General features: G+C 66.8%; 11 protein-coding genes. 3 read left to right on the top strand and 8 right to left on the bottom strand.

The features are described from left to right. Positions 1 to 197 precede the first annotated feature (197 nt). The 5 genes from Q0D44_RS15655 to Q0D44_RS15635 form a co-directional block, all read right to left on the bottom strand. A complete protein-coding gene (locus Q0D44_RS15655; RefSeq protein ID WP_294137836.1) occupies positions 198 to 1595 on the bottom strand; it encodes a UdgX family uracil-DNA binding protein in 1398 nt (465 codons plus the stop codon). 6 nt (positions 1596 to 1601) lie between these two features. Next, the gene (locus tag Q0D44_RS15650; RefSeq protein WP_294137833.1) at positions 1602 to 2066 is read right to left on the bottom strand and encodes a hemerythrin domain-containing protein; all 465 of its coding nucleotides are present in this window, start codon (positions 2064 to 2066) and stop codon (positions 1602 to 1604) included. A gap of 58 nt (positions 2067 to 2124) precedes the next feature. Next, positions 2125 to 2472 carry a hypothetical protein gene (locus tag Q0D44_RS15645; RefSeq protein WP_294137830.1) on the bottom strand — a complete coding sequence of 116 codons (348 nt, stop codon included), beginning with the start codon at positions 2470 to 2472 and terminating at the stop codon, positions 2125 to 2127. 87 nt (positions 2473 to 2559) lie between these two features. Then, positions 2560 to 3804 (bottom strand): putative DNA modification/repair radical SAM protein, encoded by a 1245-nt coding sequence (locus Q0D44_RS15640; protein ID WP_294137828.1) that lies wholly within the window; start codon positions 3802 to 3804, stop codon positions 2560 to 2562. A gap of 61 nt (positions 3805 to 3865) precedes the next feature. Further along, positions 3866 to 5725 carry a CHASE3 domain-containing protein gene (locus Q0D44_RS15635; RefSeq protein WP_294137826.1) on the bottom strand — a complete coding sequence of 620 codons (1860 nt, stop codon included), beginning with the start codon at positions 5723 to 5725 and terminating at the stop codon, positions 3866 to 3868. Positions 5726 to 5829: 104 nt separating this feature from the next. On the opposite strand from Q0D44_RS15635, the gene Q0D44_RS15630 reads away from it, so the two are divergent. The 3 genes from Q0D44_RS15630 to Q0D44_RS15620 are packed head-to-tail and all read left to right on the top strand — an operon-like array spanning position 5830 to position 11048. Further along, complete coding sequence (locus tag Q0D44_RS15630) at positions 5830 to 9417, top strand: hydantoinase B/oxoprolinase family protein (RefSeq protein ID WP_294137851.1); 3588 nt, start codon at positions 5830 to 5832, stop codon at positions 9415 to 9417. A gap of 45 nt (positions 9418 to 9462) precedes the next feature. Beyond that, complete coding sequence (locus Q0D44_RS15625) at positions 9463 to 10458, top strand: MlaD family protein (RefSeq protein WP_294137821.1); 996 nt, start codon at positions 9463 to 9465, stop codon at positions 10456 to 10458. Further along, positions 10455 to 11048 carry an ABC-type transport auxiliary lipoprotein family protein gene (locus tag Q0D44_RS15620; protein WP_294137819.1) on the top strand — a complete coding sequence of 198 codons (594 nt, stop codon included), beginning with the start codon at positions 10455 to 10457 and terminating at the stop codon, positions 11046 to 11048. Before Q0D44_RS15625 ends, Q0D44_RS15620 begins: the two co-directional genes overlap by 4 nt. Positions 11049 to 11130: 82 nt before the next feature. Here the strand turns inward: Q0D44_RS15620 and Q0D44_RS15615 are convergent, their stop codons facing one another. From Q0D44_RS15615 to Q0D44_RS15605, 3 genes are read right to left on the bottom strand one after another with little or no spacing between them, the layout of a single operon-like run. Beyond that, positions 11131 to 11787: an ATP-binding cassette domain-containing protein gene (locus Q0D44_RS15615; protein WP_294137816.1), complete on the bottom strand. Its 657-nt coding sequence runs from the start codon at positions 11785 to 11787 to the stop codon at positions 11131 to 11133. Further along, complete coding sequence (locus Q0D44_RS15610) at positions 11784 to 12551, bottom strand: ABC transporter permease (RefSeq protein ID WP_294137814.1); 768 nt, start codon at positions 12549 to 12551, stop codon at positions 11784 to 11786. Before Q0D44_RS15610 ends, Q0D44_RS15615 begins: the two co-directional genes overlap by 4 nt. Further along, the gene (locus Q0D44_RS15605) at positions 12539 to 14659 is read right to left on the bottom strand and encodes a RyR domain-containing protein (RefSeq protein WP_294137811.1); all 2121 of its coding nucleotides are present in this window, start codon (positions 14657 to 14659) and stop codon (positions 12539 to 12541) included. The genes Q0D44_RS15610 and Q0D44_RS15605 overlap by 13 nt, the downstream gene beginning before the upstream one ends.

Raw genomic sequence — 14659 nt, 5'->3', positions numbered from 1 at the left:
CGGTGGGAATAATGTCGTCTGGCTGCGATCAGCACCAGCAATGAAGCGACCCATATGACCCTCCAAACCGTCAGAGCATCATACCATAATTATCGCCTTTTCACACAGGCTGGACCATTGGCTGACCTTATTCCCCCTCCCGCAAGCGGGCGGGGAATAGAAAGCCGTCTTTCCGCAATCCGCCCCATGCAGCCCTTTCACCCCAACCCCCGCACCCGCTCCCCTACCAGGCGCAACTCCGCCACAAACCGCGCCCGCTCCTCCGCCGCTTTGGCCGCGTCGGGCAGCCGCAGCAAATAGCTCGGATGCACCGTGACCCAGGCTTCCGCGCCGTCCGCCAGCGGGATCGGCGCACCCCGCACCTTGCCGATCGCGACCGCCTTGCCCAGCAGGGCGCGTGCGGCGGTTGCGCCCAGCGCGACGATCACGCGCGGGCGCACAAGCGCCAGTTCCTGCTCCAGCCACCATCGGCACGCCTGCACCTCGCCCGCCTGCGGGGTCTGGTGGATGCGGCGCTTGCCGCGCGGCTCAAACTTGAAATGCTTGACCGCGTTGGTGACATAGGCCCGCGCCCGATCCACCCCGGCTTCTGCCAGCGCAGCGTCGAACAATTGCCCCGCCGGGCCGACAAAGGGCCGCCCGGCCAGATCCTCCTGATCGCCCGGTTGCTCGCCGATGAAGAACAGGGGCGCATCGACTGGCCCTTCGCCAAACACCGTCTGGGTCGCGGGGCCGCGGAGCGGGCAGCGGGTGCAGCTGCGCGCCTCCTCGCGCAGCGCGGTCCAGGCGGCCATGGCATTGCCGGGTCGTTTCGCGGGGGCAGGGGCGGTCGCGATCATCGCCGCCTCGCGCGCCTGTGCGCCCGCGACCAGCGCGGGGATCAGCGCCGCTTCGGGCAGGTTGCGCCAATATTTCTTGGGCATTTCGGACAGCATCGCCCCCACTTTCAGCCGCGCGGGATTGAAGATGGCGGCATAATAGCCCTTCCATATCTCCTCGACCGGGTCGTCCCCCGGCGCATCGCCACGCGCTGCGCCCGGCCCCTGCGTCAACGTCTCGCCATCCCAATGGATACTCGCCTCTGGCGTCAGGATCGACCAGCGCATCGTCGCAAAGCGCCGCACGAAAAAGCCGGCATTGGCGCGCACGATATGCTGTTCCGGCTCGAACCAGGCGACAAAGCGTGTGCCATCCGCATCCTCCAGCGCGCGGAACCGCACGAAAGCACGCATCTTGTGGATGTCGCGCCGCACCGCCTTGGCCAGCCCCTCGATCCGGCGGAGCAGCGGATCGGCCTTATCCTCCATCGTGCCGGGCCGGTCGCGCAGCTGCACCAACAGCGCGTAAAGCAAGGCAAAACGCTGCGGATCGCGATGCAGGATGGCGCTTTGGGCCAGATCGACAAAGGCGCGCGGCACCGCGAAAGCCGCCTGCGCCGCGACCGGCGGTGGCGCATCGCTGGCGAACAGGTCGCCCCCCTTATCGCCTACTTGCCAGACGACTTCGGCCGGATCGACCCCGGCCAAAGCCAGGCCACGCGCCGCCACCCGCCAGCCGTCAAAATCATCCGGGGCGGCCAGCGACGCGCAATACATGGCTTTTTAGCTGTCGGCCTCGGCGCGGGCCAGTTCGGCGGGCTTGCGCTTGGCGAAGGTGGCGGCGAGTTTCTTTTCCTCGTCCGCCGTCAGTTCCTTGGCAGCGGCGGGGAACATCTCTTCCTCTTCCTCCTCAATATGGTGGAGGTAGCGTTCCTTCATCTTCGCGAATTTCTTGCGCCACGCCTCGCCGTCAAATTTCAACTCGTCCAGCTCTTCCAGATAATCGTCGATTTCCTTATGCTCGGACACGCTATGCTGCGCATCCTCGCGCAGGTCCGGGCGCGACAACATGGTGGCGTAGAGGGTTTCTTCCTCAGCGGCGGCATGAGCCGACACCTCGACCTTGAACTGGTCGAACAGCTTTTTCAGCGTGTCGGCATCATCCTTGGCATCCGCCATTTTCGCGAACATTTCGCGATGGACATCATGATCCTGTTTCAGACGGTCGAAAATCGTAGCGTTGGCCATGGCAATGTCTCCTCCAGATATGGGGAGGAGAACGACGGGACCGGCAATTAGGTCCGTGTCAGCCGAACAGGAAGCGGAAGATGATCGCGACCGGTATCCACAGCATCGCGCCGACCAAGCTGGCCACCCATAGCTGGAGCAGGTCGCGACGGAAGCGCAGCGCCAGCCCGCTGTGCGACAGGTCGCTGCGTTCCAGCATCTGCCAGCGCCGTTCCAGCCCGCGCGCCGCCACGGCAAAGCCGCCGATCGCGACGATGATGCCCAGATGCAACACCAGCGATCCGCCCATCTTCGCGACGATGAAGATCTGCAACAGGCAGAAGGTGACAAGCGCCGCCGCCAGATGCGTGCTGATGCGCTTTGCGAAGCCGACATTACGGCTGCCCATGGCATGACTGTCGAACATTGCCGCCAAGACCCTGACCCCCTTGGATGACCTCGTCCTGAGAGTTTCACGAACCAGCCCCACGATCAACCGCAAAATGCGTCTTTTTCATGAAAAAAGATCGAGCTGGGCGGGGGCAGGGATCATCTGGCGGCGCAGGTCCGCCTGATCGGCCAGCTGCACCGGTCGCCAGTCGCTGGCAATCAGGAAAGGCCGCAGCTTCTTGATCGACGTCGTCAGCCGCGCCACATCGTCCAGCCGCAACCGGCGATGGCGGCGGCTGGCCAATATGCGGTTGACCGCCTTCACCCCCAGTCCCGGCACGCGCAGCAACATCTCGCGCGGCGCGCGGTTCACATCGACCGGGAAAATCCCGCGATGCCGCAGCGCCCAGGCCAGCTTGGGATCGATGTCGAGCGGCAGGCAGCCCGTCACCGGATCGGTCGCACTCGCCACCTCGTCGGCTCCATAGCCGTAAAAGCGCATCATCCAGTCCGACTGATAGAGCCGATGTTCGCGCAGCAGCGGCGGTCGCTTGAGCGGCAATACGGCGCTCGGCGACGGGATCGGCGAAAAGGCGCTGTAATAGACGCGGCGCAAACGGTGCCGGTCATAAAGGCTGCTCGCGCGGGTGATGATCGCGCTGTCGCTCGCATCGTCCGCGCCCACGATCATCTGGGTCGATTGTCCGGCAGGGGCAAAGCGCGGCGCATGGCGATATTTGCGCCGCGCCTCGCCCATATCCTCCATCGCGCTGCGCATCCCCGCCATCGCGCCCTCGATCCGCCCGCCATCCTTTTCCGGGGCCAGCCGCTCCAGCCCCGCCTCCGTCGGCAATTCGACATTGATCGACAAACGGTCGGCGAACAGCCCCGCCTGATGCGACAATTCGGGGTCGGCATCTGGAATGGTCTTGAGGTGGATATAGCCGCGAAAATCATGCTCCTCACGCAGGCAGCGGGCCACCGCCACCATCTGCTCCATCGTGTAGTCGGATGAGGCGATGATGCCCGACGAGAGGAACAGTCCCTCGATATAGTTGCGCCGATAGAAGCTGAGCGTCAGGTCGACCACCTCCTGCACCGTGAAGCGCGCGCGCCGCACGTCGCTCGACCGGCGGTTGATGCAATAATGGCAGTCGAAAATGCAGCTGTTAGTCAGCAATATCTTGAGCAGCGATATGCAGCGCCCGTCCGGCGCATAGGCATGGCATATGCCCATCCCCTCGGTCGATCCGATCCCCTTGCCCCCGCGCGAATCCCGTTTGCTCGTGCCGGACGAGGCGCAGGACGCATCATATTTGGCCGCATCGGCCAGGATTTCGAGTTTTTGACGGGTGGAAAGGGCGACCATATCGTTCCTGATATGTTCTAAATTCCTCCCTGTCCACAACCTCGATCAGTCGGCGCGCCGATCAGCCCTCGCCATCCAGCACCTGCCGCACCTTGGCGGCCAGCTGGTCCAGCGTGAACGGCTTGGCCAGGAACGACACGCCGGGGTCCAGCATCCCGTTATGGACGATGGCGTTGCGGGTATAGCCGGTGGTGTAGAGCACTTTCAGCCCTGGCCGCGCCTCCCGCGCCCTGTCGGCCAATATCCGGCCGTTGATACCCGGCATGACGATGTCGGTGAACAGCATGTCGATGCGCGGCTGGATGGTCAGCATCTCCAGCGCCTGCTCGCCGTCCGATGCCTGCACCACGGTATAGCCCAGTTCGCGCAGCGAATCGACCGACATATGCCGCACCCGCTCCTCATCCTCGACCAGCAGGATGATTTCCTCACCCTGCGCGCGGGGCAGGCTGTCGGCGGCGGGGACGATATAGCTGCCGGCCGCATCGGGGCCATAATGGCGCGGCAGGTAGATTTTGATGATCGTCCCCTGGCCCGGCTCGGAATAGATTTTCACATGGCCATGCGATTGTTTGACGAAGCCGAATACCTGGCTCAGCCCCAGACCGGTGCCCTTGCCCACGCCCTTGGTGGTGAAGAAGGGGTCGAACGCGCGCGCCACGACATCGGGCGGCATCCCGGTGCCGCTGTCGGCGACCGACACCATGATATATTGGCCCGGCGTCACTTCATCATGGGTCGCGGCATAGGCGTCATCCAGATGGGCGTTACCGGTCTCGATCGTCAGCTTGCCGCCACCCGGCATCGCATCGCGCGCATTGACGCACAGGTTGATGATCGCATTTTCCAGCTGGTTGGCGTCGATGCTCGCCCGCCACAGCCCGCCCGCCAGCACCGATTCCACTCGCACATCTTCGCCGATCGTGCGGCGCAGCAGTTCGGACATGCCGCCGACGAGCTTGTTGACGTCGGTCGGCTGCGGGTCGAGCGGTTGCTGGCGTGAGAAAGCGAGCAGTCGCGCGGTCAGTTGCGCCGCCCGCTGCGCGCCCTCGGTCGCATTGTCGATGCCTTTGACGACGCGCGGGTCGCCATCCTCGCCCAGCCGCCGCCGCGCCATGTCCAGCGATCCGATGACGATGGCCAGCATATTGTTGAAATCATGGGCGATGCCGCCGGTCAGCTGGCCAATCGATTCCATCTTGTGCATCTGGCGCAGCTGCGCTTCGGCCGCCTCGCGCTCCTGCGCTTCGGCGATCAGCCGTTGATTGGCCTGTTCCATTGCCAGGCCATGGGCAACCGCTTCGCTCATGCGTCGTTGCGCGGTGCGCAGCGCCATCAGGCCCAACAGGATCACCAGCGCCGCACTGACCGCCAGCCCGCCGGACACCAACATGCTTAGCCGACTATTGTTGACGGTGCGATCGCGCAACAATCCTTCCTCACGCGCCTTCATCGCGGCGATTTGCGCCCGGATGCCCGCCATCAAAATCTGGCCCGGCGCAAAAATACTGGAGTCGATCGGACGCCCTGCACGCTTGAGTGCCACTCCCCGTGCCAGATAGGCGCTGCGTCGCTCGATCAGACTGCCTAACCGATCGACCGCCTGCGCCTGTACGGGATTGTCACGGACATCCTGACGCAGCGTCGCTATGTCGCCGCGCCATTGGCGATCGAAGCTGGTATAGCTTTCCAGAAAAGTCGGCTGGCCGGTCAGCATATAGCCACGCTGGCTGCTTTCCGCCGCCTGTACCTGGGCCATCATCAGCGACAGCCGGTTTTCCACCCGCAACGTATGTTTGATCCAGTCGGCGCTCGCCTGCTGGCTGCGATACAGCCAGAATGTGCCGCTCACCGCCACCATGACGATCAGCAACGCGAGCAATAACAGGATGATCGACCGTTCGGGGCGGGTGGCGGGCATGGCGCCCCTCATGGGAAAATGCAGCGCGCAGGGCAAGCCCCCTGCGACGAGTGTCATCGCGCACGCCCTTGCCATCGCGCCGCGCTCCCGCCATCACCCGCGCCATGGACTGGCAATTCAGGATCGATCGCGGCGGCACCTTTACCGATGTGGTCGCGCGCGACCCGGATGGGCGATTGCATACCGCCAAATTGCTGTCGAGCGACCCGGAACGTTATGCAGACGCGGCGGTGGAGGCTGTGCGGCGGCTGACGGGCGCAGGGCAGGGGATGATCCCGCCCTGCTCGTTGCGCATCAGCACGACCATCGCGACCAACGCCCTGCTGGAGCGCAAGGGCGAGCCGACCCTGCTTGCGATCACGCGCGGTTTCCGCGACGCGCTGCGCATCGGCTATCAGGACCGGCCGGACCTGTTCGCCCGGCACATCATCCTGCCCGACCCGCTATATGCGCAGGTGGCGGAAATGGACGAACGGCTCATGGCCGATGGCTCGGTGCTGACGCCACTGGACCAGGAAGCGGCCCGCGCCGCGCTGCAATCAGCCTATGACAGCGGCTTGCGCGCGATCGCCATCGTGCTGATGCACGGCTATCGCTATCCGGCCCATGAACAGGCGATCGCCGCGATCGCCGCCGATATCGGCTTCACCCAGATTTCGACCAGCCATGATGTCGCCCCGCTGATCAAGCTGATCGGGCGCGGCGACACCACGTTGACGGATGCATATCTCTCCCCCGTGCTGCGCGCCTATGTCGATGGGCTGCGTGACGCGCTGGGCGATCAGGCCGACATGCTGTTCATGCAATCGAGCGGCGGCCTGATCGACGGCAGCCTGTTCCGGGGCAAGGATGCGATATTGTCCGGCCCGGCGGGCGGCATTGTTGGCCTTGCCCGCACCGCAGAGCAGGCTGGTTTCCGCGAAGTCATAGGCTTCGACATGGGCGGCACATCGACCGATGTGTCGCACTATGCCGGAGCCTATGAGCGCGACAATGAGGCGCGGGTCGCGGGCGTCCGTCTGCGCGCGCCGATGATGCGCATCCACACCATCGCGGCGGGCGGCGGCTCGATCTGCTCCTTCGTCGATGGTCGCTTCCGCGTCGGCCCGGAATCGGCGGGCGCAGTGCCGGGACCGGCCTGCTACCGACGCGGCGGGCCGCTGACCATCACCGACTGCAACCTGCTGCTCGGCAAGATTCAGCCCGATCATTTCCCAAGCCTGTTCGGCCCGAACGGCGACCAGCCACTCGATCCCGCCGCCGCGCAAACCCGCATCGCCGCGATCTGCGCGCAGGTGCAGGCGGAAACCGGGCGCATCCTGACGCTACGCGACGCCGCCCAGGGCTTCATCGCCGTTGCCGTCGCCAGCATGGCCAATGCGATCAAGCGCATCTCGGTCGCGCGAGGTCATGATGTGACGCGCTATACGCTGGCCAGCTTCGGCGGGGCAGGGGGGCAACATGCCTGCCTGGTCGCTGATGCGCTCGGCATGGACCGGGTGATGATCCATCCATTGGGCGGTGTATTGTCCGCCTATGGCATGGGGCTGGCCGATCGCCGCGCGGTGCGGGAGCGGACGCTGGCGCTGCCGCTCGACGCGCAGAATATGGCGCAACTCGATCAGGCGCTGGCGGCCCTTGCTGCCGACGCCCGCGCCGACCTGCCCCAGGCCGACCGGATCGAAACGCTGCTGCGGCTGCGCTATGACGGCACGGACAGCCTGTTCGACGTGCCGCTGGCAGACATCGACGCGATGCGCGCCGATTTCCTGACGCAGCATAGCGCCCGCTTCGGTTTTACCGGGCAGGGTCGCATCCTCATCGACATGGCGCGGGTCGAGGCGATTGCCGACACCAGCGAAGCGATGAGCGCCATCGCCACCATCGCCGCGCAACCCGCGCCACCGCTGGCTCAAATCGACTATGCAGGCGAAACCGCCCCGGTCCACGACCGCGCCGGCCTGGCCGCCACCAGCATCATCGACGGACCCGCGCTGATCATCGATCCTGTCTCGACCACCGCCGTGGAACCCGGCTGGCGCGCCCGGCTCGACGCGATCGGCAATCTGATCCTCACCCGCCATACCCCACGCCCTGCGCCGCAGACCGGCGACGCCAGCGCCGTCGATCCTGTTCGGCTCGAAGTCATGGGTGGTCTCTTCATGGCGATTGCCGAGGAAATGGGCGCTGCGCTCCAGAACAGTGCCTCCTCGGTCAATATCCGCGAACGGCTCGATTTTTCCTGCGCGCTGTTCGATGCGGCGGGCAATCTCGTCGCCAACGCCCCGCACATGCCGGTCCATCTGGGCAGCATGGGCGACAGTATCCGCACGATCATGGCGCGGCGCGGGACCAAGCCGGACGGGCAACCGATCGACGGACGCGGAATGCAGCCGGGCGACGTCTATGCCCTCAACGCGCCCTATGATGGCGGCACCCATCTGCCCGACGTCACCGTCGTCATGCCGGTGTTTACTGGCAGCGATGCCGCCCCGTCTTATTATGTCGCGGCGCGCGGCCATCATGCCGATATTGGCGGGATCACCCCCGGTTCGATGCCGCCGGGCAGCGTATCGGTTGAGGAAGAGGGCGTCATCCTCGACAATATGCTGCTGGTCGATCGCGGCACATTCCGCGAAGCCGATATCCGCGCGATGCTGGCATCGGGACCATGGCCCGCGCGCAATATCGACCAGAATATCGCCGATCTCACCGCCCAGATCGCCGCCTGCGCGCGGGGCAGTCAGGAATTGTTACGGATAAGCAATGATTATGGTGCGGCCACCGTCGCCGCCTATATGGCCCATGTCCAGGACCAGGCCGAAGCCGCCGTCCGCCGCCTGATCGGTCGCCTGTCTAACGGCCATTTCACCTACGCGATGGACAATGGTGCGATTGTCCAGGTCACCGTCCAGCTTGATCATACGACCTGTTCCGCCACCGTCGATTTCACCGGATCGTCGGCCCAGCTTCCCGGCAATTTCAACGCCCCCGTCTCAGTCGTCCGCGCTGCCGTCCTCTATGTCGTGCGCACCCTGATCGACGAGGCGGTGCCGATGAATGACGGCTGTTTGAAGCCCATTACCATCATTGTCCCCGAAGGCTCGATGCTCCGCCCCCGCCACCCGGCCGCCGTGGTCGCTGGCAATGTCGAAACCAGCCAGGTCGTCACCGACGCGCTGTTCGGCGCATTGGGCGTCATGGCCGGCGCGCAGGGGACGATGAACAATCTGACCTTCGGCAATGCCCGCCACCAATATTATGAAACCATCGCGGGCGGCTCCGGCGCTGGCCCCGACTTCGACGGCGCGCCGGTGGTCCAGACCCATATGACCAACAGCCGCCTGACTGATCCCGAAATCCTCGAAACCCGTTTCCCGGTGCTGCTGGAAGAATTTTCTATCCGTCCCGGCTCCGGCGGGCAGGGCTTTCACAAGGGCGGCGACGGCGCGTTGCGCCGGATCCGCTTTCTGGAGGATGTGACCGCCGGCATCCTCTCCAACCGCCGCATCGTCCCGCCCTTCGGCCTGGCTGGCGGCGCGCCGGGCAGTCCCGGCCGCAATGCGATCGAACGGGCTGATGGCAGTATCGAGCCGCTCGGCCCCACCGCTACCGCCACTATGCAGGCAGGCGATATCTTCATCATCGAAACCCCCGGCGGCGGCGGCTTCAGCCCATCCGATCCCGCTTGACAAGACCTCCGTGCGGGTCTGTTGTGACCGGTAGGGGAGGGGTGGATGACGCCGGACGCAGCAACGCAGATCAGATGGGGCGTCGGGGCCGCGATCCTCGCCGTGGCGCTGGTCGCAATACTGGCGCTGGTCCCCGATCCCTTCTTCCGCCAGCGGGTCATCGCCACGACTCTAGATGATGTAGAAGGCGTCTCGCCGGGCGTTCAGGTCTATTTTCGCGGCGCGCCCATCGGCCAGGTCCGCTCGGTTAAACTGGATGGGGCTAGCCGCACCTTTGCCGTCCATATGGGCGTGGCAAAGGACTGGCAGCCATCGCCCTGCGCCTTCGCCACCGTCGCCGCCGCCAATCCGCTGACGGCCCCGCGCATCGAACTGGTCGCGCTGGAAACCGCCACCGCCCAATGCGCCACCGCTCGCCGCGCCTATGGCTGCGACAGCATCGCCGGGCCACAGAGCGCAGACGCCATCGCCGGATGCCGCCGCCCCGCCGACCTGTTCGAAACCGCCTCGATCGCAATCGGCGAAGCCGCTGCCGTCGCCCGCACCGCCAACGCCATGGCGCAGCGGCTGTCCACCATGTTGCAGGGCGACGGATCGGGCAGCGCGGTCGACATGGCGCAGGTCGCCCGCAACGCCACCGAAACCCTCGCCGCCTTGAACTCGCTCAGCACCCAACTCGACCGCAGCTTCACGCCGGGGCAGGGCGACATTGCGCTGACCCTCTCCCACGTCCGCAAGGCGACCGGTCGCGCGTCGGAAATCGACATCGCCGCATTGAACGGCATCTTGCGCGAAACCCAGGCGATGGTCGCGCAGAACCAGACCAGCATCGCCGGGCTGCTGGCCGAAGGGAAGGGCAGCGCCAGCGAAGCGCGAATGATCCTCGAAGGCGCCTCCGCCTCGCTGATCGCCACCAGCGCCAATCTGGAACGCACCAGCGCCAGCCTTGGAAACCTCAGCGAGCGGCTGGCGGGCGACCCGACCTTCGCAATCCGCGGCCAGCGCTACGCTGATCCGCCACCGCCGGGAGGACAGAAATGAAGCGCCGCGCCTCGATCCTCCTGCTCCTGATGCTCCCGGCCTGCGCCGCATTGAAAAGCGGCGACACCCCCGTCACCATGCGTGTCTCGCCCCGCTTCACCCCCGGCGCGGTCCAGCCTGCGCCGACGCTGGCAGTCGCCCCGGTGCAGGCGCGGGGCCTCAGCGGCGGATTGCGCTACGCTTATGTCGATGCCGCCACGCCCGGCGAAATCCGCCAGGCCGCAACCCTGTTCTGGGAAGAAGCCCCCGCCACCATGCTGGCCCGCGCGCTGGTCGCCGGGCTGCGCACCCGCTTTGCCGCCGTCACTGGACCGGACCTGTCGCTGGCCGCCGACCGCCGGGTCGTGGCGACGCTCGACCGGTTCGAGGAAGTGACCGGCGCTGGCACCGCGCAAGCGGTCGTCGCCTTCGACGTGACCCAGGTGGCGCAGGGCAAGGCCATCTGGACCGGCCGCTATTGCGCCACCCAGCCGATCGCCTCGGCGGCAGGCACCACCCGCGCGGCGGCATTTCAGGGCGCGATCGAACAGGCGGTTGCGGCCTTTGTTGAAGATGCGGTGTCGGGCAAGGTCAGGGCTGCTTCCTGCTGAACAACCCTGCGTGTTCCCGCGCAGGCGGGAACCCAGTCCCGTCCTCTGAACTGGATTGCCGCCTGCGCGGGAACACGCGGCGTCACACCAACCGCCCAGCCTCCAGCCGATACACCCGCTCGCACAAGCGCCCGGCCAGCGCCGCATCCTGCGTCAGCAGCAGAAGCGCCCGGCCATGCGGCACCATCCGCCGCCGCACCTGCTCCTCCAGCGCCGCGCCGCGCGCATAGGCACCCTCGAACGGCTCGTCCAGAATCAGCAGGTCAGGATCACGCATGAAGGCGCGCGCCAGTTCCGCCCGCCGCCGCTCACCGATGGACAGCATGTCGGCGCGGATGCTCGCCGCCTGCTCCAGCCCATATTCCAGCAACAGCCGGTCGATCCGCCGCGCCGCCCGCGCATCGCGCCCGCCCATTCGGCCCAGCGCCAGCCGCATATTCTCCTCAACGCTCAGGTCGCCCAACAACGACCCGCCCTGCATCGCCAGCCCGCACCGCGCGCGCAGCAACCGGCGCGCATCCGTATCCGCCTCCTCCAGCGCCACCCCCATCAGCCGCACCGTGCCGCTGCCCGGCTCGGCCAGCCCGACCGCCAGCCGCAGCAGCCAGCCCTTGCCCGACCCGCTCTCCCCCACGATAGCAACCCGCTCGCCCGCCGCGATGGTCAGGTCGATCCGGTCCAGCAGCCGCACCCCGCCCAGCACCAGACTGACGCCCTCAAATGCCAGCAACGCGCTCATGCCAAGGCTGTCCACACCGCCGCCGCGGCAAAAATCCCCAGCAATCCGGCGGTAAAGGCGGTGGTCGCGCGGCGGCCAATGTCTGCTGGCGATCGCACCGGCTTGGTCCCCACCGCGCCGCCAACGCCGAAGGCGATCAGCGCATAGACCAGCACCTTGCCCATGCCGGTCAGCATCGCCCCCGCTGCCTCGTGCGAAAAGGCAAAACCCGCCCATTGCGCCCAGTCGATATTGGCCATCAGTCCCAGCGGCAACGCGCAGCCGACCAGCGCGGCCAACCCGGCCAGCATCATATGGATCGGCACCGACAGCAGCACCGCGGCCAGCGCCGGACCCAGCGCATGGCCGACCGGATCGCGCCCCAGCGCCTCCAGCGCGTCAATCTCCCGATTGAGCGACATCGCCCCCAGCCGCGATGATAGCGCCACGGATACGCTGCCCGACGCGAACAGCCCGACAAGCAACGGCACGATGTCGCACAACAGCGTTTCCGCCAGCGCCGCCTGCACCGGAATCTGCGCATTATAGAGCGCCAGCAGCCGCGCTGCGCCGATCCCGGCGATCATCCCCGCCAGCGCTGCCAGCGGCAGCAGGGTGCGCAAGGGTCGCCACACATGCAGCGGTAGGCCATCGGCCAATTGCCGCTGCGCCAGCCGGTCGCCCGCCACCAGCCGCCGCGCCATGCCGCGCGCCGCGCGCCCGATCAGCCACAGCCCGGCCCCCAGCGCGGCAACAATCTTGCGGCTGCCCCTCAGCGCGCCCATGGCGCCCGGACAATAGCGCCGTCGCTGCCCAGTTGTACGGCGCGATTATCCTCAATCGGACCCGGCGTCAGGATCAATTGGGCATCCGATAGGTCCGCTGGATCGGCGACTGCACGGATGCCGTCCGCCGCCCGCACCAACTCCGCCGCCATCCGTGCGTCGCCGCCATGGAGCCGGTCGATGATCGCCTGGACATGGCTGGTCAGCCTCAGTTGAATCAACCGCCCCCGCTGATGCAGCGCCGCCATAATCGCCCGCGACCAGGCATCGGCCAGATCGCCCGCAAACAGCGGCACCCGGTCGGGATAATGCGCATCCAGCGCCGCCAGCAGCGCGCCCGGATCGGGCGGCACGCTCTCGCCGCCGGGCAGGATCGCCACGGTCAGCACCCGCAATGCCCGCCGCCCCGACGCGCCCAGCAAGCGCGCCATGATCCGCACCTGCTCCCGGTCCAGATCCTTGATCGCCTCGCTCAAATCATCATAGGGAATGATGTCGGGATGCAGCCGCTTGGCGTCATCGCGCACCGCGCCGAACGTCCAGCCCTGTACCAGCTTGGCCGCCATCCAGCGGTCATGTTCGGCGCGCGACAATTCCTCCAACTCATCGGGCGTCAGCAGCAGCGACGGTCCGCTGCCCTCCACCAGCCGCGCGCCAATGTCGCGCAGCTTCAACTGATAGCAGTCGGCGACCAGCCGGTTATCGTCGCGGAAGCTTTCGGGCAGATTTTCCCATTCCTGCATCGACGCCCGCACGCCGATCCGCTCCCCTTCTGCAAAGCGCCCCTCCAAATAGAAATCATGGATCGACCGGGCCAGCGCATCATGCCGGTCCTGTAACAGCATGTCGGGATCGGCCAGATCGGCCAGCGCCCCGAACGGTAAAATCCCCGCGCCCAGCCGGGCGTCATGCCCGCCATCCATCCGTACATGGATCGGCGGCGCGACCAGCGCAGCGGCGCGATAGCGCGCATCGACGGCCAGCGCGATCGCCAGCGCCCGGTCATCATCACCCGCATCGATCAGGATCGCAACCGGCTCACCGTGCGTCGTGACATGCAGGTCGATCAGCGCCCCGATCCCCGCCGGGTCAGGTCGCGCCTCGACAAAGTGCACGGGCGACAGGCTGTCCGCCCCCGGATTGCGCGCCCGGAAACCCGCCTCAGCCATCGCCGCATCGGCCAGATGCATGAAGAAGGACGGCTTGCCCCCGTCGCGATAATGGCCGCCTGCCAGCGTCCGCAGCACATAGCGTTCGACCAGCGGGGTAAAGCCGATCACCAGCACGCTGCGCCCCGCCTGTCCCGCACGGGCAAAACCGTCGATCGGCCGGGCCAGCGCCAGTTGTCGCGCGGCAATGTCGGGCAGCGCCGCCAGCCGTACCCGCGCGGTCTTGCGGTCGCCCTGCTCGAACCGCTGTTCGACGCTGCGCCGCAGGTCGAGGTCATCAACGCGCAGGATCACGTCCAGCGGATCGCCAGCGGCCCGCACCCGCGCCGCCTGCCCCATAACGGCGGAGGCCAGCGCGATATTGGTCCGCGCCTCGCGGCTCAGCAGCAGCACGGCCCGCGCCTTGTCCAGCGCTAGCGCCTGCACGCTGTCGTCCGTCTCCGCCTGCTCGACCTCCGCTGCCCCAGCCTCGATCGCGTCCGCGACCCAGACAGTGCGCCGGTCACCCGGCCACAGCAGCACCCGCCGCCCCTCATCCAGCGCGCCGGCCGCCGCCTGTGCCGCCAGCCCGCTATCGGCATCGCCCGCTATCACCAGATGGTCGCCCCGCGCCCGGATCATCGCCAGCCGCCAAGGATTGCGCAACTGCTCCCACGCCAGCGCGACGGTGGACCAGAAGGTCAGCAGCGGCAGCGCCCAGCGCGCAATATGCAGCGCGACGGGCAAATCGCGCCCCTCAAGCGCCTGGGGAAAATTGCCGACGATCAGCCGCAGCGACCGGAACGCATCCTGTGCCAGGGAGGACGCGATTCCCGCCTGCCCATAGGCCTGCGCAAAACCCCATGTGCCAAGCAGGAAAGCAACCCCCATCGCCCCGAACCGCACGATCGGCGCGACCGGCGGCAGCCTCAACCCCTTGCCCTGCTTGCCCCCGCGCAT

This window comes from Sphingobium sp. (genome assembly GCA_023266575.1).
Classification (GTDB): Bacteria; Pseudomonadota; Alphaproteobacteria; order Sphingomonadales; family Sphingomonadaceae; genus Sphingobium.
The sequence above is the reverse complement of the archived record's forward strand: the minus strand, read 5'-3'. Positions and strand labels throughout refer to the sequence as shown.